Here is a 23,521-nt window from a genome sequence, read left to right as displayed (position 1 = left end):
ATGAAATGTCGATTTAGGCGCGTCGTGGCCTTCGTCTCGATCTCCCGAGATTGCATACAAAGATACAGATTTGCCTATTCAATGGGCTGAATTTTGATTGGCGCCCGCCCGATAAGCACGGCTGTCATTCCAGGGCGATGCGCAGCATCGAGCCCGGAATCCATCGGGCGGCAGCACGCGCAGGATCATGGATTCCGGGCTCGCCGCTCCGCGGCGCCCCGGAATGACGGAGAGAGGCGGGGCCGGCGCTGACCGGCCTCAACCCGCCCAGATCAGCTCCTGCAGCTCGACCAGGTCATCCGCCTGCTCCTGCCAGCCCGCGATGCAGATGTGGCTGTTGAGGTCGCTGGCGCGGTGCAGCAGCATCAGGGCCATCAGCCGGCGCTTCAGCGTATAGTCGAGCTTCGTATAGCCAAAGCCTTCGAGCAGGCTCTTCACCCTCCCCGGCCGGCCCGCCGCCATGAACGCGCCGGGGCCGAGCAGGTCGTAATCGCGCCATCCCGCCAGCACGTCGCCGAAGTCGAACAGGCCTTTGAGCGACCACTGGCCGTCATCGCAGGCGAGCAGGAAGTTCTCCGGGATGTACTCGCCGACCAGAAAGACCGGCGGCGCATCCATCGGAATGAGCTTTTCCGCATCGCGCAGGAGATCGTCGAGGCCTTTGAGGAATTTCGGCGCGAGGCCGAGGCGCGTGTGCCGGGCACGGCAGCCTAGCATCTGCGCACGCATGAAGTCGTCCCAGCGCGGCTCGATGTTCGCCAGCGGTCCGAGCGGGACGCGCTGGACGCTCGCGATGGTCTCGCCGATCTGGCGCAGCAGGCGCTCCTTCTGCGCTTCGGGCAGATGCGGCCAGACCTCCGAGCCAAGCTTGCCGGCAAGACGGGTGATGACGAGATAGGGCCAGCCGTCTCGCGTTCCTTCGGCGACGATCTCGGGGATTGGCAGATCGAGATGGCCGTCGAGCTGCATCAGCGAGCCGCGCTCGGAGACGAATTGTGCGTGCAGCATCGGCGGGAAGATTTTCAGGATCAGCGTCTCGCCGAGACCAACCACGAGGTTGGTGCCGGTCGCAAACACATGCGGCGCGCTGGTATCGAGATCGTGGCTGCGCGCGATGTCGAGGGCGATCGGCAGCCATTGCGAGGACGCGGAGCGAAAGGCGCGAAAGCTTTCGGAGTCGGTGAGGGCCGGCAGTGTTTGCGATGGAGCGATCGTCATTCAGGTGTTTTTTTGTTGATTCAGTGCGAGCCAAGAAGACGGTGCACCTCTCCCGCTTGCGGGGGAGGTCGGCGCGTTCCGGGCGATGCGAAGCATCGTCCCGCGCCGGGTGGGGGCTCTTTCCTCTAGGGGATTATCCCGTTGTGGAGACACCCCCACCCCAGCCCTCCCCCGCAAGCGGGAGAGGGGGCGCACCTCACTCGAGGTCGCAGCGGTGTCCAATCGCAACATGCATTACCGCTCCGGACTTGCCCGCTCGAACTGGCGAAGCAGCTTGTTGCCGCGCTCGACGGCGGAATCCAGCGCGGCCTGCGCGCTCTTCTGGCCGGCGAACGCCTGCTCCAGCTCGTCCTCGATCGCGCCGCGGATCAGGACGAAGGAGCCGAGCCGGATGCCCTTCGAGTTCTCCGTCGGCGGATTGAGCGTGATTTCCTCGAACGAGATCGCCGAGCCCGGATTGCGCTCGTAAAAGCCCTGCGCGCGCGTCAGCTCGGACGCGGCCCGGGTGATCGGCAGATAGCCGGTGTTCTGATGCCAGGCGGCCTGCACGCCGGGCTGCGACAGATAGGCGAAGAACCGCGCCACGCCCTTGTATTCCTCGCGCGGCCGGTCGCGCAGCACCCACAGCGTGGCGCCACCGATGATCGAGTTCTGCGGCGCGCCCTTCACGTCGGGCCAATACGGCATCATGCCGTAGCCGATCTCGAATTTCGAATTCGCTCTGATGTCGGCGCGCGTCGCCGAGGATCCGATGAAGATGCCGCATTCGCCCTTCTGAAAGCGCGGCTCGGCCGCTTGTCCGCGGCCGCCATAGTCGAACAGTTTTGTCTTTTGCCATTCGGCGAGCTGGGCGATGTGCATCACCACGACCGGATTGTTGATGGTCAGCTCGGCATCGAGCCCGGCAAAGCCGTTGCCGCGCGTCGCCAGCGGCAAATTATGGAAAGCAGAGAAATTCTCGACATGGATCCAGGACGGCCAGGACGTGGTGAAGCCGCACGCAGCGCCACGGTCGCGCAGGCGCTTTGCGGCGGCGCCAAGCTCCGGCCAGGTCTTCGGCGGCGCCTCCGGATCGAGGCCGGCGTCGCGGAACATGGTCTTGTTGTAGTAGAGGATCGGCGTCGATGAGTTGAACGGGAACGACAACAGATTGCCGGCCGCGTCGGTGTAATAGCCGGAGACCGCGGGCAGGTAATCGGTCAGCGAGAACGGCTCGTGCATGTCCCGCATCAGGCTGAACACCGGATAGATCGCGCCCCTGGCCGCGGTCATGGTGGCGGTGGCGACCTCGTTGACCTGGACGATGGCGGGCTGGCTGCGCGAGCGGAAGGCGAAGATCGCGGCGGTCACCGTCTCGGTGTAGTTGCCCTTGTAAGCGGGCACGATGCGGTAATCGGACTGCGAGGCGTTGAAGTCCGAGGCGAGCTTTTCCAATTGCCGCCCAAGCTCGCCGGACATGGCGTGCCACCACGCGATGTCGGTGGCGGCGTGCACGGGCGCAGCCAATGAGAGAGCCGCCAGGGCGGCGGCGATTCGCAAAACGCGCAATGCTGACGTCACGATGGCTCTTCCCGTGTCGCGCGCCGAACGGCGGGCGACCCTGCTTACGGCGCGGCATACCCGGTTTCAACCGGGAATGAACGCCGGCCGCGCCGCACAATTACACGGCCGCGCCGGGCGGGATGGCCTTCCCCCGACCATCTGCTAGATTGCATTGAACCTTTTGCTCCCGCCATAGACTCCACCACTGAGGGGTTGAGTGTGCCAGTGTTGAGCCGTGCCGAACTCTCGCGGACCGGAGTGATCGTCGTCGCGCTTCTGCTTGCCGTCTGTGCGACGGGCGCCGTTGCACGCGAATTTCGCGCCGCCGATACCCAGACCGAGGATTACCCGACCGTCCAGGCGCTGCGCTACATGGGCGCGCTGATCGCCGAGCGCAGCGGCGGCCGCCACGAGATCAAGGTGTTCCACTCCCGCCAGCTCGGCGAGGAAAAGGAGACCATCGAGCAGACCCGGGCCGGCGCGATCGACCTCAACCGGACCAACGTGGCGCTGATCGGCAACTTCGTGCCGGCGATGAACGTGCTCGCCATGCCGTTCCTGTTCCGGTCCATCGAGCACATGCAGAAGGTGCTGGACGGGCCGATCGGCAGCGAGATCCTGAACAGCTTCGAGCCCTATGGCTTCGTCGGGCTCGCCTTCTACGATTCCGGGGCGCGGTCGATCTACAACGGCGCCCGCCCGGTGAAGACCATCGCGGATCTCAAGGGATTGCGGATCCGGGTGCAGCAGTCGGAGTTGATGAGCCAGATGATCCGCTCGCTCGGCGCCGAGCCGGTCGAGATGCCCTATGGGCAGGTGCTCACCGGGCTCGCCAACCATCTGATCGACGGCGCCGAGAACAACTGGCCATCTTTCGTGACGACGGATCATTACACGCACGCCGGGCATTATACGCTCACCGAGCACACGATGAGCCCCGAGGTGCTGGTGATCTCGCTGAAGGCCTGGCAGAGCCTGTCGCCGGACGACCAGAAGATCTTCCGGGAGGCCGCGCAGCGCTCCAGCCGGTTCATGCGCGAGAAATGGCGCGACCTCGAGGAGCAGTCGCAGCGCAAGGCGCAGGAAGCCGGCGTCACCATCATCAGGGAGATCGACCGCAAGCCGTTCGAGGACGCGATGGCCCCGATCTACGCCAAGGCCGGGCGCGATCCCGCCGCGGCCGCGCTGATTGAACGTATTCGCAAGGTGGAGTGAGCCGCGTTGGCTGCACTTGGACATACCGAGCACGCAGACCGGCCGTCCGGCCCGATCGGACGGCTGCGCGCACGGCTGGTCGGCGTGCTGCGGGCGGTGCCGATCCGCTGGCGCATCCTGTCGATCGCGGCGCTGAACTCCGCCGTGGTGGTGGTGCTGGTCGCCATGATCTGGAACGGCGCGCAGGTGCTGGGCTCGGCCTGGGACGACGTGCGCCAGGTGCGCGAATCCGACCGGATCCTGGCGCTGCTCGAAAGCGAGACCGGGCGCCTGCACAATCTGATCCACCGCTACATCAACCAGCCGAGCCCCGACCTGTTCGCCGAGATCCTGCTGCTGCGCGAGGCGGTGCTGGGCACGCTGACCAACCGCGCCGCCAAGGACCCGATGCTGTCGGGCTCGGTCGAGGAGCTGGAGCGCACCACCGACCGCTTCCTCAACGGTTTCGGCGAGCTGCGCAGCGTGCAGGCCACCATTGCCAAGACCTATGAGGACCAGGTGCAGGGCCCGGCCAGGGACATGGCCGGCCTCTATTCCATCATCGAAGGCGCCACCGGCCATCGCGACGCCCTGATCTGGCCCTCGCTCGGCAAATCCCGCGAGGCCTTCACCGCGATGCTGGTGGCGGCCAATTCCTACTATCTGTCGCTGTCATCGGGCGCGGCCGACGACGCGCGCCGCAACACCGAGACGATCGAGAAGACCATCCCCGTGATGATCGATCTCGCCGACAACGACCTGCAGAAGATGGCCTTGCGGCGGCTCGGGGCCCGCACCGCCGCACTGCGTGAGGGCTTTGCAAAGCTCTCCGAGCAACTTGCCAGCCGCACCGAGCTGCTCCGCAACACCATCGACGCCAGCCAGGCCGAGGCGATCGGCGCCATCGACGACCTCTCCACCAAGATGCGCAAGCGCGAGCAGAAGGCGCAGGAGACCTTCGACCGCACGCTGGCGGATATTTCCCGCCGTGTCCTTTCCATTGCGGTGATCTTCCTCGGCATCATCCTCACCGCCGGCGTGATGATCGCGCTGTCGATCCGGCTGCCGCTGCAGCAGATCATGGCGGCGATGCGCGCGATCACGCTCGGCGATCTCGACCGCGAGGTGCAGGGCACCAAGGCCCGCGACGAGGTCGGCGCCATGGCGCGCGCGGTGGAGGTGTTCCGCGAGAACGCGATCGCGAAGCGGCAGACCGAGGACGAGCTGCGCGCGTCCAAGGAGAAGGCCGAGAGCGCGCTGCTCGAGCTCAATACCGCACAGCAGAATTTGATCGATGCCGAACGGCTGGCGGCGCTCGGCGGCCTCGTCGCCGGCGTCGCGCACGAGGTCAACAATCCGATCGGCATCAGTCTGACGGTGGCTTCAAGCTTTGCCCGTCGCAGCGAGATCTTCGAGGCCCAGCTCAAGGGCGATGGCGGCCTGCGTCGCTCGCAGCTGGAGGAATTCGTGCAGTCCTCACGCGACGCCTCGCAGCAGCTGGTCGCCAATCTGCAGCGCGCCGGTGAGCTGATCCAGTCGTTCAAGCAGGTCGCGGTCGACCGCTCCCATGCCGAGCGGCGGCAATTCTCGCTCAGCGAGGCCACCGACCAGATCATCGCCAGCCTGCGTCCGGTGCTGAAGCGCTCGCCGATCACGCTCCAGGTCGACGTGCCCGAGGGGCTGCTGCTCGACGGCTATCCCGGCTCCTATGGCCAGATCCTGACCAACCTCTTCCTCAACGCCGCCAACCACGCCTTCGCCGACGGGCGCGCCGGCACGATCATCATCTCGGCGCGGCCGCGCGGGGCCGACGACGTCGAGCTCATCTTCACCGACGACGGGGCCGGCATGACCTCCGACGTGCAGCGCCAGGCCTTTGACCCTTTCTTTACCACCCGGCGCAATGAAGGCGGCACGGGACTCGGGCTTCATATCGTCTATAACCTCGTCACCCAGCAGCTCGGCGGGCGCATGATGCTGGAATCCAAGCTGGGACAAGGCACCACTTTTCGCATTATCATGCCCCGGGTCGCCAAGGGCGGCGCGCAAAGCACAGAAAGTGACGGGACTTCTCAATGGCCGAACAGGACGATGTCCTCCACCTGATCGACGATACCGGTACCGCGTCGGAGGATGCCAACGCCCGGAAATGGAAGATCGCCGTCATCGACGACGATCCGGCCGTGCATGACGGCACCCGTTTTGCGTTGTCCGACTACAGCCTCAACGGCCAGAGCCTGGAGATCCTGTCGGCCTATTCCGCGGCGGAAGGCCGCAAGCTGATGGCCGAGCACAGCGACATCGCCGCCGTGCTGCTCGACGTCATCATGGAGACCGACGTCGCCGGCCTCGAGCTGGTCGAGTTCATCCGCAACGAGATCCGGAACGAGACGGTGCGCATCATCCTGCGCACGGGACAGCCCGGCCAGGCGCCCGAGCGGCGCGTGATCGTGCAGTACGACATCAACGACTACAAGGCCAAGACCGAGCTCACCGCCGACAAGCTGTTCACCTCGCTGACCGCGGCGCTGCGCTCCTATCAGCAGCTCGAGCGCATGGTGCAGACACGGCGCGGGCTCGAGATCATCATCGACGCGGCCTCGACGCTGTACGACTTCAAGTCGATGCAGCGGCTCGCCGAGGGCGTGCTGACCCAGCTGGCCTCGCTGCTCAACGTCGATTGCGCCGGTATACTGGTCTTGCGCGACAATGGCGGCATCGACCCCGAACTCTCGGTCCTCGCCGGCAGCGGCTGCTACAGCCGCTTCATCGGCACCACGACGTCGAAGGCGCTCGACCCCGAACTGCGCGAGATGGTGGAGGCCGCGTTTCAGCGCCGCAAGAACGAATTCGCCGACCACCGCAGCGTGATCTATTTGCGCACCGGGTCCGGCCGCGAGGTGGTAGTGCTGCTGCAGGCCGAGCGCGAATTGTCCGAGACCGACCGCTCGCTGGTCGAGATTTTCTCCTCAAGGCTCTCGATCGCCTTCGACAACGTCATCCTCTATCAGCAGCTTCAAGCCGCCAATACCCAGCTGGAGGACCGCGTCGCCCAGCGCACCCGCGCGCTGATGCAGGCCAACCGCCGCCTCTCCGCGCAATGGCTGCGGCTGCAGCGCGCCAACGGCTTCAAGAACGAGATTTTGGGCACGGTCGCGCACGATCTGAAGAACCCGCTCGGCGTCATCCTCGGCCGCACCGAGATGCTGAAGGAGCTGATCTCGACCGGCGCCTCGGAAAACGGCGTGGTCGCCCAGGTCGACCACATCCGCGACGCCACCAAGCGCCTGACCACGATGGTCGACCATCTGATCTCGGACGCGATGGCCGATGCCTTCGACATCACCATCCGCCGCGAGCCGGTCGACGTCGCCGCCCTGGTCAAGGAGGTCGCCGAGGCCAACCAGCCGCTCGCCGTCAACAAGCAGCAGGCGATCAGCGTCGCCGCACCGGCCAACATCGTCACCATGTGCGACACCGACCGCATCCGCGAGGCGATCGACAATCTCATCAGCAACGCCATCAAATACTCACCGATCGGCGGCAAGATCGACGTGGTCGTCAGCCACGAGGGCGGCGACACCGTCGTCCGCGTCAGCGACGAGGGCGCCGGCCTGTCGCCGGAAGATCTCGGCCGCCTGTTCGGCCGGTTCCAGCGGCTGTCGGCCAAACCGACCGCCGGCGAGAGCTCGACGGGACTTGGGCTCTCCATCGTCAAGCGTATTGTCGACATGCATGGCGGCGAGGTGACCGCCGACAGCGAAGGGCCCGGCAAGGGCTCGACCTTCACCATCACCCTTCCCGCGACCGAAATGCCGTGACGTAGAGACCATGACCCAAAGCCAGCACATCATGATCGTCGACGATGAAGCCCCGGCCCGGGAGATGGTCGGCGATTATCTCAAGATGCACGGCTTCACCGTGACGCTGTGCGACGGCGGCAAGTCCTTGCGCGCCGCGATCCAGGGCAGCATGCCCGATCTCGTCGTGCTCGATCTCAACATGCCCGAGGAAGATGGCCTCTCGATCATCCGCGACCTCAAGAGCCGCATCAACGTGCCAGTCATCATGCTGACGGCAACCGCGAGCCCGATCGACCGCGTGGTGGGCCTCGAGCTCGGCGCCGACGATTACGTGGCCAAGCCCTGCGAGCTGCGCGAGCTGATGGCGCGCATCCGCTCGGTGCTGCGGCGGAGCGTGCCGGCCAAGGCCGCAGCGCCTGATGCGGCGGCGGCGAAATCCGACAAGGAGCAATTGGTACGGTTCGGGACAAAGTGGCTCGATCTCGAAGCCCAGGCCCTGCGCGACGACGAGGGCAACGAGCATCCGCTGACCGCCTCCGAGTTCGGGCTGTTGAAGGTGTTCGCGGCCAATCCGAAGCGCGTGCTGTCGCGCGAGCGCTTGCTGGAATTGGCTAACGCGCGCGACGCCGAAGCCTTCGACCGCGCCGTCGACCTGCGCATCATGCGCATCCGCCGCAAGATCGAGCCCGATCCGGCCAAGCCCGCCGTGATCCGCACCATCCGCGGCGGCGGCTATCTGTTCTCGCCGGCGGGCGAGAAGGCGTAAGCCTCACACTCCGCCGTCGTCCCGGACAAGCGCGCCCTTAGGCGCGCGCAGATCCGGGACCCATAACCCCAGGCCGTGGTTTGGCGTGAAAGCGCCCACTCCGAGTCCCCGGAACCACTCCTCCCTGTGGGTATGGGTCCCGGGTTCGCTTCGCGCCCCCGGGACGACAGTCTGGCGCGACCGAACGCAAGTCACCGAGATTCGTTCCGTGGCGCCCCCGTCCGCCTCAACACCCCTATCCCCGTATTTTCCGTATATTGAAATTCCACGACTTTTTGTCCCGAATGTTTCGTCGCGCCCTCTGGGACGAAACAATTTGGCGGCGCACGAAACCATTTTCCGCTTTTCGCGCAGACGTCCCGAAACGGTGGCTGATTAACACTTTGGTCCAGGAAACGCCGCTCGGTTGCGGCGCTACGGGGAGCCAAGTCAATGCGGAACGTCATCGCCATCAACGCCCAGGCCAGCCAGAGCATCATCGCCGCTCAGGCGACTTCGGACGACATGCTTCTCGAGAGCATTGCCGACGGCAACCGGACGTCGATGCATATCCTTTATTGTCGGCACAGCGTGCGGGTGTACCGCTTCATCCTGCGCATCGTGCGTGACGCCACCGCGGCGGAAGACCTCGTCAGCCAGGTGTTCCTGGACGTGTGGCGGACCGCCGGCCAATTCCAGGGCCGCTCCCAGGTTTCGACCTGGCTGCTGTCGATCGCCCGCTTCAAGGCGCTGACTGCGATGCGCCAGCGCCGCTTCGAGGACATCGACCAGGAGGACGTGCGGCAGATCCCCGACGATTCCGATACGCCGGAGACCTCGCTCGACCGCAGCGACACCAGCGCCATCCTGCGCGCCTGCGTGCAGAAGCTGTCGCCCGCGCATCGCGAGATCATCACCCTCGTCTACTACCACGAGAAGTCGGTGGAGGAGGTCGGTCAGATCATCGGCATCCCCCAGAGCACGGTGAAGACGCGGATGTTCTACGCCCGCAAGCAGCTGGCCGAATTGCTTAAGGGCTGCGGCGTCGAGCGCTTCGCTGCCTGAGGCCAAGGATTTCAAAGGGATAGGGCCGCCGATCTGGCCCTCTCCCGGGACACGGAAGTGTTACCGCCGACGAAACAATTGAAACAAAGCACAACATCAGGCGGAAAAACTTCCCCCCTATAAAGCTCACATACGGTTTCGTTAAACCTCCCAAGGACTCCACGACCCGGACGGGATGCCCCCCTCCGGGTCGTTTTGTGTTTGGCGAGCCGTGACGTGGGCATTGCGACCCCCGCTGGGTCCTCCATCGTCATGGCCGGGCTTGACCCGGCCATCCACGCCTTCGGCGCGGCACCAAGAACGTGGATGCCCGGGACAAACCCGGGCATGACGACCTGAGGAGAAAATTGCCCCCCGTCACGAAGCCGTGACGCTCTGTAACGATCCACGCATCCCGCCCGAACTGCCCTCGTGACCTCCACCACGAGTGCCCCATGCTCGACCTGATCTTCGCCGTCCTTGCCGGCATCCTCACCATCGCCGCGCCCTGCACGCTGCCGATGCTGCCGATCCTGCTCGGCGCCTCGATCGGGCGCGCGGGACATCTGCGCCCGGCGATGATCGCGCTCGGCTTCGTCGTTTCCTTCTCCGCGGTCGCGCTGCTGCTCGGTGCGCTGACGCGGCTGTTCGATTTCGATCCGAATGTGCTGCGCGAGGCGGCGTCGATCCTGCTGCTCGGCTTCGGCCTCTTGATGCTGTGGCCGGCGCCGTTCGAATGGCTGTCGAGCCGGCTCAATGGCTGGCTCGATCTCGGCGCGGCCGGCGGCACGCAACGCGAAGGCGCGCTCGGCGGGCTCATCCTCGGCACCACGCTCGGCCTGGTGTGGACGCCCTGCGCCGGCCCGGTGCTCGGCTCTATCCTGACGCTGGTCGCGACCTCGAAGAATCTTGCGTGGGCCGGCACGCTGCTGATCGCCTATGCCATCGGCGCCGCGATCCCGATGCTGGGAATCGCCTATGGCGGGCAGGCCGCGACCACACGGGTGCGCAGCCTTTCGCGGATCTCGCCGCGGCTGCAGCAGGGTTTTGGCATCGTCGTGATCGGCTTCGCGGTCGCCGCCTATTTCCAATACGACACGCTGATCGTGGCGTGGCTCACCGGCTTCTATCCCACCGGCCAGATCGGCCTGTGATCATCCCTCATCGTCACCGGAGGACGCTTCCATGACTTTCAGACTGCTCGCCGTCTCCGCCGCCCTGATCGGCTTCACCGTCACCGGCGCCGTCATTCCCGGCATCTGCGACGAGGCTGCGCGCGCGACCCCCGTCGTCACCGCCGCCGCAAGCCAGCAGACCGCGCCGGACTTCGCCGGCGTCACCACCTGGTTCAACTCGAAACCACTGAGCATGGCCGATCTCCGCGGCAAGGTCGTGCTGGTCGATTTCTGGACCTATGGCTGCGTCAACTGTGTCAACACGCTGCCGCACGTCACCGACCTCTATGCGAAGTACAAGGACAAAGGGTTGATCGTGGTCGGCGTGCACACGCCTGAATTCCCGTTCGAGCGCTCGGCCTCCAACGTGCAGGCGGCGCTGAAGCGCCACGGCATCACCTATCCGGTGGCGCAGGATAACGATTCGAAGACCTGGAACGCCTACCGCAACCAGTATTGGCCGGCGCAATACATCATCGACCAGACCGGCAAGATCGTGTTCCAGCACGCCGGCGAAGGCCGCTACGACGAGATCGACCGCACCGTGGCCAAGCTGCTGAACGTCAATGGCTGAGTGCGGCACGCGCGGCTCCCTTGTTGCTTGACTCCACGGACCCGTCCGTGGAGTTTCGCGCTGACGCAATCAGCCGCCCGCAATGGACGACACGCCCCTCAATAACGACATTCGCCTTCGTGAAGGCTCCTCGATCGCGCAGCGGCTGGTCATGTCCGCCTTTGCCGCGGCCGTTGCGCTATGCTTCACGCCCGGCCTGTTCACGCACGACACGCTGGAAATCGTCATCTCGGTGGTGGCGCTGCTGGTGGGCGCCGGGTTCGTCGTCGGCATCATGATGGCGCCGGCGGTGGTGTGGATCATCACGGCGAACGAGATCCTGATCGGGCGGCAAAGCCCGTTTGGGAAGCTGCGCACACGCATCGTCGCGAAGGACGACATCACGGCGTTGCAGGTTCCCGGCAACAAGCGGGTGAAGGCCCGCTTTCAACTCGTTTTCACGCTGACCTCGGGGGAACGACTGACGTCGCCGCCGATCTCCGACGTCACGCATGTTCATGACACCGTGGCCCGGATCGCCACGCAATTCGACGTTCCCAATGTCGAGGAACCCGTCAATCCGCTCGATGCCAGCAATCCCGAGATGCATCTTGGCGAGCCTCTCGAGGCGTTTCCCGCACGGGACATCCGAATCGTCGCGTTGATCGCCGTCGCGTTGTCCGCTGTGCCCTATGCCTACAAGCTCTGGCGCGGATGGCCGCCCAGCCATGTCGATATCCTGCTGCTGCCGCTCGGCGCGCTCGCGGCGTTCGCGGTGCATCGCTACGCCAATCTCGTGACCGGCGCGTTCTGGATCATCCGCGAGGGCGATATCCGTATCGAACGCCTGTGGGGCGACGGCACGCCGCGCGCCGACCAGATCGAGGGGCGCGACGTGAAGACGATCACCGTCGACCGCCGCGGCCGGTCCGAGGACGAGCACTGCATCGTCACGATCCGGCTGCGCTCGGGGCAACGGTTTCGCAGCCCACGGATCGGATCGCGGGTGGAGGCGCGGGCGGTGGGGACGGAGATTGTGAGGCGGCTGGGGATCGCTGCGGAGAGCAATAAGATCTGATTGGCGCACAGCGCTCATCGTCGGAGGCGGTCTTTCCCGCGAACTCGGTCTGCGCCTCTCCCGCTTGCGGGAGAGGTCGCGCCGAAGGCGCGGGTGAGGGTTCTCTCCACATCGGGAGTGTCCCATTGCGGAGACAGCCCTCTCCCCCGCCCTCCCCCGCACGCGGGGGAGGGAGCGCATCGAGCCCAGCCCTATGCTTTTCGCGCCATCCCCTGTTTGTGGCATTGCGAGGACCCCGTCAAAAAACCAAAGCATTCTCGTGACATATCAGGGTGGCGCGCCATCAACTTGCCATGAACATGCCCCTCAGGTTTGATGGTTCCGAATGATTTGCGCCGTGGCAGTGGGGAGAGCTTGAAATGACGGATTTTCGTCGCCTGACCGGGACGTTCGTGGCCGCGATCGGCCTGATCCTGTCCGCACCACATGCCATCGCGCAGCAGCCTGATCGCGGCGACGAGCCGGGTCTGGTCGCCGACGACGGCTACCAGCTCGAGCCGGAATGGCAGAAGCAGGTGGTCTATTTCCGCACCACCGAGACGCCGGGCACCATCATCATCTCCACGGCCGAGCGCCACCTTTACCTGGTGCAGCCGGGCGGTCGCGCGATCCGCTACGGCATCGGTGTCGGCCGCGACGGTTTCCAGTGGCAGGGGCTGGTGAACATCACCAACAAGAAGGAATGGCCGGACTGGACGCCGCCGCCGGAGATGATCCAGCGCCAGCCCTATCTGCCGCGCTTCATGGCCGGCGGCCCCGGCAATCCGCTCGGGGCACGCGCCATGTATCTCGGCACCACCGTCTACCGCATCCACGGCACCAACCGCCCCGATACGATCGGGACCAAGGTGTCCTCGGGCTGCTTCCGCCTCGTCAACAACGACGTCGCCGATCTCTACGACCGCGTTCCTGTCGGCACCAAGGTCGTGATCCGGCAGAAGCCCGAACTGTAAGGCTATCGTCGGAGCATGATCCCCAGGGGATCATGCTCCGCGCCCTCCCCCCAATTCCTTTTCCCGATTTTTCGAGAGAGCAACATGATGCGCACTTTTCGTGGCGGCCTGCTGATCGGGCTCGCGGTCGCCGTGCTGGTCGCCGTTCTGGCCATCATCTATGAATTCTACGACACCCGCACGCTGAAGCGCACCGTGCGCCGCGGCGAGGTGCTGTGCGGCGTCAACAAGGGGCTGCCGGGCTTCTCGTACTCGGAAGACAACAAGAACTGGGCCGGCTTCGACGTCGATTTCTGCCGCGCGGTGGCCGCGGCGATCTTCAACGACCCGGGCAAGGCGAAGTTCATTCCGCTCGATGCCAGCGAGCGCTTCAAGGAACTGCAGAGCCGCAAGGTGGACATCCTCTCGCGCAACTCGACCTGGAGCATGGCGCGTGAGCTCGACTACGACCTCTATTTCCCCGCGGTCGCCTATTACGACGGCGCCGGCTTCATGCTGCCGCGTTCGCGCAACAAGGAGACCTCGCTGGACCTGACCGGCAGCAAGGTCTGTGTCCAGGCCGGCACCACGACGGCGCTCAACGTCGCCGATTACTTCCGTGCCAACAACATGAAGTATGACGAGGTGAAGTTCGACAAGCTCGACGAGGTCGTGAAGGCCTACGACACCGGCAAGTGCGACACGTTCTCCGCCGACGTCTCCCAGCTCTACGCGCTCAGGCTGAACCTGGCGAAGCCGGCCGATCACATGATCCTGCCGGACATGATCTCCAAGGAGCCGCTCGCCCCCGTGGTGCGCCAGCGCGACGACGACTGGATGATGATCGTGAAGTGGACGCTCTATGCGATGATCAACGCCGAAGAGCTGGGCGTCACCTCGGAGAACATCGACGAGGCCCTGAAGTCGAAGAAGCCGGAAGTGATGCGCCTCGTCGGCACCGAAGGCAATTACGGCGAGCAGCTCGGCCTCACCAAGGACTGGGCCGTCCGCATCATCCGCCACGTCGGCAATTACGGCGAGATGTACGAGCGCAACATCGGCGAGAAGTCGAAGCTGAAGATCCCGCGCGGCATGAACCAGCTGTGGAACGCGGGTGGCGTGCAGTACGCGCCGCCGATGCGGTAGGCCTCACGCGTGTCGTCCCGGCGAACGCCGGGACCCATACCGCGTGATTTATCGATAAGCGCAGGTGACCGTACCGCGGGAAGGCTCTTTAACCACGAGCCTTCGCCAAACTACTCCCTGGGGTTATGGGTCCCGGCTTTCGCCGGGACGACATCGAGATTGAGGCGACGCTGCACGCTTTTACTCGCCCTCGCCTCAATACCCCCGCGCCCGCGCCAGCTGCTCAGTGTGGTAGTTGGCATCCCCAAACAGCTCCTCGCAGACCCGCGCGCGCTTCATGAAGAAGCCGATGTCGAACTGGTCGGTCATGCCCATGCCGCCATGCATCTGTACGCCTTCCTGGACCGCGCGGGTGGCGGTGGTGCCGCCGCGGGCTTTTGCCACCGCGACGGCTGACGTTGCCTTGGCAACATCGGTATCCAGCGCCTGAAGCGCCTTCATGGTGGCGGCGCGGGTGATCTCGATGTCGACATAGAGCTCGGCGGCGCGATGCTGCAGCGCCTGGAATTCGCCGATCAGCTTGCCGAACTGCTTTCTATTTTTGAGGTACTCGACGGTACGGTTGAAAACTTCTTCGCTGAGGCCGACCATTTCAGCTGCGACCGCGCCACGGCCGATGTCGAGCACGCCGTCGAGCAGCGCGGCGCCCTGATCGACCTCGCCGAGCACGCTGTCGGCATTGACCTCCACATTGGCGAGCTCGATCCGCGCCGCATTGTGCGCGTCGACCATGATGGTGCGCTCGATCGCGACGCCCTTGGCCGCAGGGTTCACCAGGAACAGCGTCAAGCCTTCGCGCTCGCCGGCGGTGCCGCCCGTGCGCGCGGCGAGGATGAGCAAATCGGCAACGTGGCCATCGACGACCAGCGCCTTGGCGCCGGAGAGCTTGAACCCGTTGCCGGCGCGCACGGCCTGCAGGTTGGTCTGGAGCGGACGATGCTTTGCGCCTTCGTCGATCGCGAGCGTCGCGAGCAGCGAACCGCTCGCGATCTTCGGCAGATATTCCGACTTCTGCGCAGCATTGCCGCCGCGGTTCAGCGCCGAGGCCGCAATCACGCTGGTGGCGAGGAAGGGCGACGGCATCAAGGTGCGGCCGATCTCCTCCATCACGACGCCGGCCTCGACATAGCCGAGCCCGCTGCCGCCGAATTCTTCCGGCACCAAAAGGCCGGCGAAGCCCATCTCGGCGAAGGAATGCCAAAACTCCTTGGAGAAGCCGGTGGGGTCTTTGCTGTCGCGCAAATGGCGCAGATGCGACACCGGCGCCTTGTCGCTGATCAGCCCGCGCGCGCTATCGCGGAGCATCGATTGTTCTTCGGTGAGGACGAGGGCCATGTGCGTGTTTCCGATTCGAAAATCTATGTTGTCTCGTCATTCCGGGATGGCCCGAAGGGCCAGGCCCGGAATCCATCGGGCCGCTTATATGCGGTGAGATGGATTCCGGGTTCGCGACTTCGTCGCGCCCCGGAATGACGCCGTAAGAGAGCGTGGCTTACGCCCCCGGCAAATCCAGGATGCGCTTGGCGACGATGCCGAGCATCACCTCGCTCGTGCCGCCTTCGATCGAGTTGGCCTTGGTGCGCAGCCAGGCGCGCGGGCGGGCGCCCTGCTTCGAGCGTTCGCTCTCCCATTCCAGCGCATCGACGCCACCGGCCGACATCAGGATCTCGTAGCGGCGCTTGTTGAGCTCGGTGCCGTAATATTTCATCGCGGAGGAGAACGCCGGATGCGCCTGTCCCGCCTTGGCGAGATCGACGGCGCGCTCGGCGCAGGCCGCAAGCGCGGCTTCATCGACGTCGAAGCTGGCGATCTTGCCGCGCAGCATGGAATCATCGAGCCGGCCCTGCGCATCGGTGCCGACGGTATCGGCCGCGATCTGACCGAGCGGACGGCCGACGCCGCGCTCGCCCATGCCCGAGATCATCGCGCGCTCATGCTGCAGCAGGTATTTCGCAACGTCCCAGCCGCGGTTGACGGTGCCGACCACATGCGATTTCGGCACGCGGACGCCGTCGAAGAAGGTCTCGCAGAACGGCGAGTAGCCGGAGATCAACAGGATCGGCTTGGTCGTCACGCCTTTCGAGGTCATGTCGAACAGGATGAAGCTGATGCCGTCATGCTTCTTCGCAGCGGGATCGGTACGCACCAGGCAGAAGATCCAGTCGGCGTAGTTGGCGTAGGAGGTCCAGATCTTCGAACCCGTGATGACGAAATCGTCGCCGTCGCTCTCGGCGCGGGTCTGCAGCGAAGCAAGGTCGGAGCCGGCGTTCGGCTCGGAATAGCCCTGGCACCAGCGGATCTCGCCCGCGGCAATCTTGGGCAGGTGCTCCTGCTTCTGGGCGTCGTTGCCGTATTTCAGCAGCGCCGGCCCGAGCATCCAGATGCCGAAGCTCGACAGCGGCGGACGCGCGCCGATTTTTCCCATCTCCGCGCGCAACACCTTGTGCTCGGCGGCGCTCAAACCGCCGCCGCCATATTCCCTGGGCCAGTCAGGCACGGTCCAGCCCTTGTCGCGCATGCGCTCGAACCAGATGCGCTGCGGCTCGGACGAGAACTTTGCGTTGCGTCCGCCCCAGAACACGTCGGCATCCGACGTCGCGGGCTTGCGCATTTCCGGCGGGCAATTGGCTTCCAGCCAGGCGCGCGTCTCAGCGCGGAATGTTTCGAGATCGGCGGTCTCAGAATCGCTGGTTTTGGATTCAGACATTGGTCGTTTCCATCAATCAAAATCGACTTGTTGGGCGCGACTCTGGGCCAAGCTCCCGCGGAATTCAACCACTTCCGCGAGCCGCATTCCGCTATAGTCGCGACCAAGACGGTGCTTGAAAACAAAGAGGAAACGACGATGCGCCTGAAACTTCTTTCGCCTGGCGAAATGAACGAGAGCCAGCGGCAGACCTACGACGAGTCGATTGCCGGCAAGCGCGGCAAGCCGCCGGCGCCGATGATGGCCTGGCTGAGCAGCCCCGACATGGCCCGTCACGCCACGCGGCTCGGTGAGGTGCTGCGCTACGACACGATATTTCCCGCAAAGCTTTCGGAGATTGCGATCCTGGTGACGGCGCGGCACTGGACCGCGCATTACGAATGGTACGCGCATAAACGGCTGGCACTGGCGGGCGGCATGGATCCTGAGATCATCGACGCGATCCGCGACCGCCGCACGCCCGAGTTCGACGATCCCAAGGGCAGGATGATCTACGACGTGGCGAAATCGCTGCACGAGGGCCACGGCGTCGAGAAGGGCCTCTATGATGAGGCGGTGAAGCTGCTCGGCGAACGCGGCGTGGTCGAGGTGATCGGCCTGTGCGGTTACTACACGATGGTGTCGATGACGCTGAACACGTTCGAGTTCGGCCTGCCGGAGGGCGAGGTGTCGGAACTGGCTTAATTTCTGTTCCGGAAACGCTGGGTTTCGGGATCGGCCGTAGCAGAGCCCCGAAGCCCGCCTTATGTGCATGCCTTCAACGGAGCATTCCCATGTCGCAAAGCCCAGCCGTCGCCGCCGGCACCAGGATCGGCCACGTTCACCTCAAGGTCGCCGATCTCGATCGCGCGCTCGGCTTCTATTGCGGCGTGCTCGGCTTCGAGCTGATGCAGCGCATGGGTTCGGGCGCGGCCTTCATCTCGGCCGGCGGCTATCATCACCACATCGGGCTCAACACCTGGGAAAGCAAGGGCGGCTCGCCGCCGCCGCCCGGCACGACCGGCCTCTATCACACCGCCATCCTCTATCCGACGCGCGCCGCGCTCGCCGATGCGCTGCACCGCGTGCGCTCGGCCGGCATTGCGCTGGATGGCGCCAGCGATCACGGCGTCAGCGAGGCGCTGTATCTGCGCGATCCGGATGAAAATGGCGTCGAGCTGTATTGGGACAAGCCGAGGGAGCAATGGCCGTTCGGGCCGGATGGCAAGCTCGCGATGGTGACGAAGCGGCTGGATGTGGAGGGGTTGTTGAGGGATCGGGAAACGTGATGCCGTACGGTGGGTTAGGCGAAGCCGTAACCCACCATGTCTCAGCGAATGCGGAGCGAAGTTGGCGGATTACGCCTCGCTAATCCGCCCTACGAAACCTGTTTCCCCGCACCATGATCAACGCCGCGGCCGCCACTTCCAGCGCGATGCAGAGATAGAACGGCAGCGCATAACCGCCGGACCAATCGCGCAGAAAGCCGACGACGCCCGGACCGAACGCGTAGGTCACCTGGTTGATCGCGGTGTTGAGGCTGATCAGCACGCCGAACGAAGCCGAATCGAACTCCCGCTGCACGATCAGCGACGGCAGCGTGATGAGGTTGCCGACGGAGAAGCCGAACACCGCGCAGGCCGCGATCAGCACGTAGTCGTTGTGGAGGTTGATGACGACCAGAAGCGCCGCGGCCTGGCTGAGGAACGACAGCGCGGAGGCCAGCCGCTGGTTGAGACGATCTATCACCAACGAGAACAGCACGCGGCCGACCACCGCCATCGCAGTCAGCACCGCGACGGCGACAGCGGCGCGCTCGCGGCCGATCACGGGATCGAGGAACGAGATCAGATGCACGATGAAGCCGACCTGCGCGAACAGCACCAGCGCAAACGCAATCGTCACCGTGAGGAAGCCGACGTCGCGCAGCGCCCATGCGCGGATCTGCGTCGATGATTGCGGGTTCGCCTTGGCCGCCGCGTGCCAGCCGTGGTGATCGGGCGGGCGGCCGACGAGAACAAGGATCACTGGCAGCAGCAGCACCAGCATGGCGCCGGCGGCGGCATACATCGCACTGGCAAAGCCGACATGGCCGATCAGGGTCACCAGCAGCGGCACGCCGACGATGCCGCCGAAGCTGGCGCCGTTCAGCGCAAGGCTGATCGCCATGCCGCGCTTGTGGTCGAACCACAGGCTGATCGTGTTGGTGATCATGGCGAGGCTGGTGCCGGCCCAGCCGAAGGCGAGCACGGCATCGGCGAGATAAAGCTGCCAGGGCTCGCGCACGGCGCCGATCGCAACGCTAGCTGCCGCCATCGCCAGCGTGCCGGCGATCAGGCAGAGGCGCGGGCCGTATCTCCTCACGGCTTCGCCGACGAACACGACGAGCAGCGCGCCGAACAGATAGAAGAACGTGGTGCCCGATGAGATCAGCGTGGTCGGCCAGCCCCGCGCGCGCTGCAGCTCGGCGACATAGACGCTCTGGCCGTAGAAGCCGAGCCCCCAGCCGAAGGTCGCAAGCAGGAAGCAGACCGCAACGATGCGCCAGCCTTCGTAACGCAGGGAGGATTCGTCGATCGCTGGCTGTTGAGGATTGTCGAGCATGCCGCCTACTCCCGTCATGCCCGGGCATAGCCGTCTGAAGGACGGCGTCGCTTCCGCTCGCCTATGCCCGGGCATACACGTTCTTCGATCCGCGTCCCTAAGACGTGGATGGCCGGGACAAGCCCGGCCATGACGAACATCTAAATAGCCCTCGCCAAAAAATCACTTCGACCTGGATCGAAGTATCAACGTTGCTGACAATCTCCTGCCAGTCAAATCGCGTCCGGGAACTCGCCCATCGCCGCCTCCAGCCGCGCCTTGCGACGGCGGGCCCAGGAAACCAGCGAGAGCACGGCAAGACCGAGAACGACCGGCGGAAACACCACCAGGTTCACCGCCGACCAGCCGTAATTGGCGAGCAATTGCCCGGAGGAGAACGAGCCGATCGCCATCATGCCGAACACCAGGAAATCGTTGAAGGCCTGCACCTTGTTGCGCTCCTGCGGCCGGTGCGTCTCCAGCACCAGCGCGGAGGCGCCGATGAAGGAGAAATTCCAGCCGACGCCGAGCACGATCAGCGTGGCCCAGAAATGCATCGCGGTGAGCCCGGAGAGGCCGATGCCGGCAGCGCCAGCCTCCAGCAGCAGGCCGGCTGCCACGATCTTCGGCGCACCAAAACGGGCGATCAGCGCGCCCGTGAAGAAGCTCGGCCCGTACATCGCGACGATGTGCCATTGAATGCCGAAATTGGAATCGGACACGGACAGGCCGCACATCTTCATGGCGAGCGGCGCCGAGGTCATCACCAGATTCATCATGGGATAGGAGATGATGCCGCACAGCGCCGCCGCGACGAAGCGCGGCTGCGTCACGATCGTGAGCAACGGCCGGCCGCCATGCAGATCGGCCGGCGCGGGCTTGGGCATGTCGACGCCGGCGACGATGCCCATCGCGATCAGCGCCACGGCGGCCTGCACCAGGAAGCTGAAGGCGAACAGATAGGGCTGCCAGACGTCCATGGTCCATTGCACGAGCTGCGGACCGAGCACGCCGGCGAACACGCCGCCGGCCATCACCCAGGACACCGCCTTGGGCCGGTAGGCCGCGCTGGCGCCATCGGCAGCGCCGAAGCGATAGGACTGCGCGACGGAGCCGTAGAGGCCGCCGAGGAAGGTCGCGATGCAGAACAGCGCGAACGAGCCGTGCAGGATCGCGAACGAGCCGAGCACGCCGGTGAGCGTGCCGAGGCCCGTGCCGATGACGAAGGCCACGCGGCGGCCGAAACGGCGCGAGATCGCGCCGGTCGGCAGCGTGCCGGCAGCAAGTCCGACCACATACATCGAGATCGGCACGGTTGCGAACGACATGTCCGGCGCGAGCGTGGCCCCGACGATCGCGCCCGTGGCGAAGATCACGGCCGAGTTGGCGCCCGTCAGCGCCTGGGCCGCGGCCAGGCGCACCACATTGGCGCGCACGCGGGCGTCGTCGGCGATCTCATGGGCAGAAGTCACGTCAAGCATCGGCTTTTTCTGCCCGAACGGGCTCGAGGGCTGGTTGATTCCCGGCACTATGGAGTGACGCGAGTGGCCGGGCAACCGGCGCAAACGGGCGCAGGCCATGCCTCTGACGCAATCGGTGCGATGATAGCGGGCCGCGCGCTTGACGGCTTGCGCTCGATCAAATCCTATCGCCGCGACTTCTGGGAGTTTCGTTCATGACCGTCGACGACAGGCCTACACTCAGCGCTCCCGACGACGATCCCTGGCTGTGGCTGGAGGAGATCGAGGGCACGCAAGCGCTCGATTTCGTCGAGCGGCAGAACAGCCTGACGCTCCAGGCGTTCGGTGGCAAAGCCTTCGAGCACGACCGCGACATCCTCGCAGCGATCTATGATCGCCCCGACAACATTCCCTATGTCAGCCGGCGCGGCAGCGACCTGCACAATCTCTGGAAGGACGCCGCCAACCCGCGCGGCCTGTGGCGGCGGACCACGCTGACGGAGTTTCGCAAAGCCGGTCCTGCGTGGGAGACCATGCTGGATATCGACCAGCTCGCAGCGCGCGAAGGCGAGGACTGGCTGCTGAGCGGGATCGCCACGACGCCGGGAAGCTCGCACGCCATCTTGAGCCTGTCGCGCGGTGGCAGCGACGCCGTGACGTTGCGGGAATTCGACCTCGTTACGAAGAGCTTCGTCGCCGACGGCTTTACACTGCCGGAAGCCAAGGGCGGCGCGGACTGGCTCGATGCCGACACGTTGCTGCTGTCGAGCGCGCATGGCGAGGGCATGGTGACGGACTCCGGATACTCGCGGACAGTTCGCCTGTGGCGGCGCGGCCAGCCGGTCGATCAGGCTGAGGTGATCATCGAGACCACCGCCGATCACATGATGATCTATGGCGGCGCCGACGACACCGGACCTGAGCCGCGGGTCTGGATCGTCGAGCAGATCGACTTCTTCAATCACGCGGTCTGGCTGCGCGATGCCGCCGGTCGCATGACCAAGCTCGATCTGCCGACCGGCATCTGGCTGCAGGCCCATGGCGACTGGTTCGCGATGAAGCTGCGCAAGGACTGGACGGCCGGCGGGCGGACCTACGCCACCGACACCGTGCTCGGCATCTCACTGTCGGCATTCCTGAACGGCAGTCGCGATTTTGCGGTGCTGTTCGAGCCGGCACCGCGGCGCGCGTTGCAAGGCCTGTTCTGGGCTGCGGGCAAGCTCGTGCTGTCGATCCTCGACGAGCTGCGTCCGCGCTTTGAGACCTTCACGCCCTCGGCCACCGGCTGGAGCCACGAGACGCTTGGCGGTCTGCCCGAGATCGGCGTCGTCGACGTCTGGCCGCTCGATCGTCATCCCAGCGAGAGCAATGGCGATCTGCTCGCCAATGTGCAGGATCCGCTCACCCCGCCGTCGCTGCTGCTGATCGAGCGCGGCGTCGCAAGCCCGGTCGTGCTGAAGCAAGCGCCGAAGACGTTCACCGCCGACGGGCTCGTGGTGACGCAGCACGAGGCGGTCTCGATCGATGGCGAGCGCATTCCCTATGTCCAGACCGGCCCGGGCGGCGAGACCGGCGATGCGCCGGTCTATATGAGCGCCTATGGCGGCTTCGCCCATTCGGTGAAGCCGTACTACAACGCCTCGCTCGGCAAGCTCTGGCTGGAGCGCGGCGGCACCGTTGTGCAGGCGAACTTGCGCGGCGGCGGCGAGTTCGGCACGCGCTGGCACGATGCCGGCCGGCTCGCCGGCAAGAAACTCTCGCATGACGATTTCGCCGCGGTCGCGGCCGATCTCGTCCGCCGCGGCGTGACGAGCGCAAAACGGATCGCGGCCCAGGGCGGATCGAACGGCGGCATCCTCATCACCAACATGCTGGTGCGCTACCCCGAGCGCTTCGGCGCGCTGTTCTGCACCATCCCGCTGATCGACATGCGCCGCTACACAAAACTGCTCGCGGGCGCGAGCTGGATCGCGGAATATGGCGACCCCGACAAGGCCGAGGAGTGGGAGTGGCTCAAGACCTACTCGGCCTATCATAATGTGAAAGCCGGCCAGACCTATCCGCCGATCCTGATCGCCACCACGCGGCGCGACGACCGCGTTCATCCCGGCCACGCCCGCAAGATGGCGGCAAAGCTGCAGGCCATGGGTTACGAGGCCTGGTTCTACGAGCCGGAAGCCGGCGGCCACGGCTACGGCAAGGACAACAAGGAGCGCGCCGGCTTCGAGGTGCTCGGTTTTCGGTTCTTGAAGGAGAAGATCGGGTGGGGGGATGAAGGCTAGGCCCGTCATGACCGGGCTTGCTGTTTAGTCCGGGGACATGGCTGACACCTGTTCGGACACATCACTGACAGGTTGGCCAT

General features: G+C 65.3%; 19 protein-coding genes. 13 read left to right on the top strand and 6 right to left on the bottom strand.

Annotated elements, in window-relative coordinates; translation table 11 throughout:
- Positions 1–258: 258 nt before the first annotated feature.
- Together XI03_RS08320 and ugpB are read right to left on the bottom strand one after the other, a co-directional pair.
- Positions 259–1,218, bottom strand: a complete 960-nt coding sequence (locus tag XI03_RS08320) for an aminoglycoside phosphotransferase family protein (RefSeq protein ID WP_271591855.1) — start codon at positions 1,216–1,218, stop codon at positions 259–261.
- Positions 1,219–1,452: 234 nt separating this feature from the next.
- Positions 1,453–2,778 carry a sn-glycerol-3-phosphate ABC transporter substrate-binding protein UgpB gene (ugpB, locus tag XI03_RS08315; RefSeq protein ID WP_404515856.1) on the bottom strand — a complete coding sequence of 442 codons (1,326 nt, stop codon included), beginning with the start codon at positions 2,776–2,778 and terminating at the stop codon, positions 1,453–1,455.
- Between the two features lie 201 nt (positions 2,779–2,979).
- Between ugpB and XI03_RS08310 the strand changes: the two genes are divergently transcribed.
- The 10 genes from XI03_RS08310 to XI03_RS08265 all read left to right on the top strand — a co-directional run bounded on the left by XI03_RS08310 (position 2,980) and on the right by XI03_RS08265 (position 14,430).
- A complete protein-coding gene (locus tag XI03_RS08310; RefSeq protein WP_050995577.1) occupies positions 2,980–3,975 on the top strand; it encodes a TRAP transporter substrate-binding protein in 996 nt (331 codons plus the stop codon).
- Between the two features lie 6 nt (positions 3,976–3,981).
- On the top strand, positions 3,982–6,060 hold the full coding sequence (locus XI03_RS08305) for a sensor histidine kinase (protein ID WP_246554422.1): 2,079 nt from the start codon (positions 3,982–3,984) through the stop codon (positions 6,058–6,060).
- Positions 6,030–7,775, top strand: coding sequence for an ATP-binding response regulator (locus XI03_RS08300; RefSeq protein ID WP_028139724.1), 1,746 nt, complete (start codon positions 6,030–6,032; stop codon positions 7,773–7,775). The genes XI03_RS08305 and XI03_RS08300 overlap by 31 nt, the downstream gene beginning before the upstream one ends.
- Positions 7,776–7,785: 10 nt before the next feature.
- Positions 7,786–8,523: a response regulator gene (locus tag XI03_RS08295; RefSeq protein WP_028139723.1), complete on the top strand. Its 738-nt coding sequence runs from the start codon at positions 7,786–7,788 to the stop codon at positions 8,521–8,523.
- A 432-nt stretch (positions 8,524–8,955) separates the two neighbouring features.
- Positions 8,956–9,567: a sigma-70 family RNA polymerase sigma factor gene (locus XI03_RS08290; RefSeq protein ID WP_018316842.1), complete on the top strand. Its 612-nt coding sequence runs from the start codon at positions 8,956–8,958 to the stop codon at positions 9,565–9,567.
- 434 nt (positions 9,568–10,001) lie between these two features.
- Entirely contained in the window at positions 10,002–10,700 is a 699-nt protein-coding gene (locus XI03_RS08285) for a cytochrome c biogenesis CcdA family protein (protein ID WP_271591854.1), read from the top strand.
- 31 nt (positions 10,701–10,731) lie between these two features.
- Positions 10,732–11,295: a thioredoxin family protein gene (locus XI03_RS08280; RefSeq protein WP_271591853.1), complete on the top strand. Its 564-nt coding sequence runs from the start codon at positions 10,732–10,734 to the stop codon at positions 11,293–11,295.
- Between the two features lie 82 nt (positions 11,296–11,377).
- Complete coding sequence (locus tag XI03_RS08275) at positions 11,378–12,352, top strand: hypothetical protein (RefSeq protein ID WP_271591852.1); 975 nt, start codon at positions 11,378–11,380, stop codon at positions 12,350–12,352.
- A 359-nt stretch (positions 12,353–12,711) separates the two neighbouring features.
- The gene (locus XI03_RS08270) at positions 12,712–13,305 is read left to right on the top strand and encodes a L,D-transpeptidase (protein ID WP_028139719.1); all 594 of its coding nucleotides are present in this window, start codon (positions 12,712–12,714) and stop codon (positions 13,303–13,305) included.
- Between the two features lie 87 nt (positions 13,306–13,392).
- On the top strand, positions 13,393–14,430 hold the full coding sequence (locus XI03_RS08265; RefSeq protein WP_028139718.1) for an amino acid ABC transporter substrate-binding protein: 1,038 nt from the start codon (positions 13,393–13,395) through the stop codon (positions 14,428–14,430).
- A gap of 195 nt (positions 14,431–14,625) precedes the next feature.
- Here XI03_RS08265 and XI03_RS08260 read toward each other — a convergent pair whose 3' ends face one another.
- Together XI03_RS08260 and XI03_RS08255 are read right to left on the bottom strand one after the other, a co-directional pair.
- Positions 14,626–15,765 (bottom strand): acyl-CoA dehydrogenase family protein, encoded by a 1,140-nt coding sequence (locus XI03_RS08260; RefSeq protein ID WP_271591851.1) that lies wholly within the window; start codon positions 15,763–15,765, stop codon positions 14,626–14,628.
- Positions 15,766–15,922: 157 nt separating this feature from the next.
- Complete coding sequence (locus XI03_RS08255; RefSeq protein WP_271591850.1) at positions 15,923–17,137, bottom strand: acyl-CoA dehydrogenase family protein; 1,215 nt, start codon at positions 17,135–17,137, stop codon at positions 15,923–15,925.
- A gap of 138 nt (positions 17,138–17,275) precedes the next feature.
- Between XI03_RS08255 and XI03_RS08250 the strand changes: the two genes are divergently transcribed.
- Both XI03_RS08250 and XI03_RS08245 read left to right on the top strand, forming a co-directional pair.
- Complete coding sequence (locus tag XI03_RS08250; RefSeq protein ID WP_271591849.1) at positions 17,276–17,821, top strand: carboxymuconolactone decarboxylase family protein; 546 nt, start codon at positions 17,276–17,278, stop codon at positions 17,819–17,821.
- A gap of 89 nt (positions 17,822–17,910) precedes the next feature.
- Positions 17,911–18,405 carry a VOC family protein gene (locus XI03_RS08245; protein WP_038946856.1) on the top strand — a complete coding sequence of 165 codons (495 nt, stop codon included), beginning with the start codon at positions 17,911–17,913 and terminating at the stop codon, positions 18,403–18,405.
- 79 nt (positions 18,406–18,484) lie between these two features.
- Here XI03_RS08245 and XI03_RS08240 read toward each other — a convergent pair whose 3' ends face one another.
- Positions 18,485–19,720: an MFS transporter gene (locus XI03_RS08240; RefSeq protein ID WP_271591848.1), complete on the bottom strand. Its 1,236-nt coding sequence runs from the start codon at positions 19,718–19,720 to the stop codon at positions 18,485–18,487.
- Between the two features lie 212 nt (positions 19,721–19,932).
- The gene (locus XI03_RS08235; RefSeq protein WP_271591847.1) at positions 19,933–21,180 is read right to left on the bottom strand and encodes an MFS transporter; all 1,248 of its coding nucleotides are present in this window, start codon (positions 21,178–21,180) and stop codon (positions 19,933–19,935) included.
- 194 nt (positions 21,181–21,374) lie between these two features.
- Here XI03_RS08235 and XI03_RS08230 point away from each other — a divergent pair, with 194 nt between their 5' ends.
- On the top strand, positions 21,375–23,441 hold the full coding sequence (locus tag XI03_RS08230) for a prolyl oligopeptidase family serine peptidase (protein WP_271591846.1): 2,067 nt from the start codon (positions 21,375–21,377) through the stop codon (positions 23,439–23,441).
- The last annotated feature ends 80 nt before the right edge of the window (positions 23,442–23,521 follow it).

It is taken from the genome of Bradyrhizobium sp. CCBAU 65884, from assembly GCF_028128835.1.
Classification (GTDB): domain Bacteria; phylum Pseudomonadota; class Alphaproteobacteria; order Rhizobiales; family Xanthobacteraceae; genus Bradyrhizobium; species Bradyrhizobium ottawaense.
Note: the sequence above shows the minus strand (reverse complement) of the source record. Positions and strands in the feature narration are given on the sequence as shown.

Excerpts from the sequence above, each read along its gene's own strand:
- XI03_RS08235 (WP_271591847.1), bottom strand. The coding sequence starts at position 21,180 with ATGCTTGACGTGACTTCTGCCCATGAGATCGCCGACGACGCCCGCGTG.
- XI03_RS08270 (WP_028139719.1), top strand. The coding sequence starts at position 12,712 with ATGACGGATTTTCGTCGCCTGACCGGGACGTTCGTGGCCGCGATCGGC.
- XI03_RS08290 (WP_018316842.1), top strand. The coding sequence starts at position 8,956 with ATGCGGAACGTCATCGCCATCAACGCCCAGGCCAGCCAGAGCATCATC.
- XI03_RS08265 (WP_028139718.1), top strand. The coding sequence starts at position 13,393 with ATGCGCACTTTTCGTGGCGGCCTGCTGATCGGGCTCGCGGTCGCCGTG.
- XI03_RS08245 (WP_038946856.1), top strand. The coding sequence starts at position 17,911 with ATGTCGCAAAGCCCAGCCGTCGCCGCCGGCACCAGGATCGGCCACGTT.
- XI03_RS08230 (WP_271591846.1), top strand. The coding sequence starts at position 21,375 with ATGACCGTCGACGACAGGCCTACACTCAGCGCTCCCGACGACGATCCC.
- XI03_RS08240 (WP_271591848.1), bottom strand. The coding sequence starts at position 19,720 with ATGCTCGACAATCCTCAACAGCCAGCGATCGACGAATCCTCCCTGCGT.
- XI03_RS08285 (WP_271591854.1), top strand. The coding sequence starts at position 10,002 with ATGCTCGACCTGATCTTCGCCGTCCTTGCCGGCATCCTCACCATCGCC.
- XI03_RS08295 (WP_028139723.1), top strand. The coding sequence starts at position 7,786 with ATGACCCAAAGCCAGCACATCATGATCGTCGACGATGAAGCCCCGGCC.
- XI03_RS08275 (WP_271591852.1), top strand. The coding sequence starts at position 11,378 with ATGGACGACACGCCCCTCAATAACGACATTCGCCTTCGTGAAGGCTCC.
- XI03_RS08300 (WP_028139724.1), top strand. The coding sequence starts at position 6,030 with ATGGCCGAACAGGACGATGTCCTCCACCTGATCGACGATACCGGTACC.
- XI03_RS08250 (WP_271591849.1), top strand. The coding sequence starts at position 17,276 with ATGCGCCTGAAACTTCTTTCGCCTGGCGAAATGAACGAGAGCCAGCGG.
- XI03_RS08260 (WP_271591851.1), bottom strand. The coding sequence starts at position 15,765 with ATGGCCCTCGTCCTCACCGAAGAACAATCGATGCTCCGCGATAGCGCG.
- XI03_RS08280 (WP_271591853.1), top strand. The coding sequence starts at position 10,732 with ATGACTTTCAGACTGCTCGCCGTCTCCGCCGCCCTGATCGGCTTCACC.
- XI03_RS08320 (WP_271591855.1), bottom strand. The coding sequence starts at position 1,218 with ATGACGATCGCTCCATCGCAAACACTGCCGGCCCTCACCGACTCCGAA.
- XI03_RS08255 (WP_271591850.1), bottom strand. The coding sequence starts at position 17,137 with ATGTCTGAATCCAAAACCAGCGATTCTGAGACCGCCGATCTCGAAACA.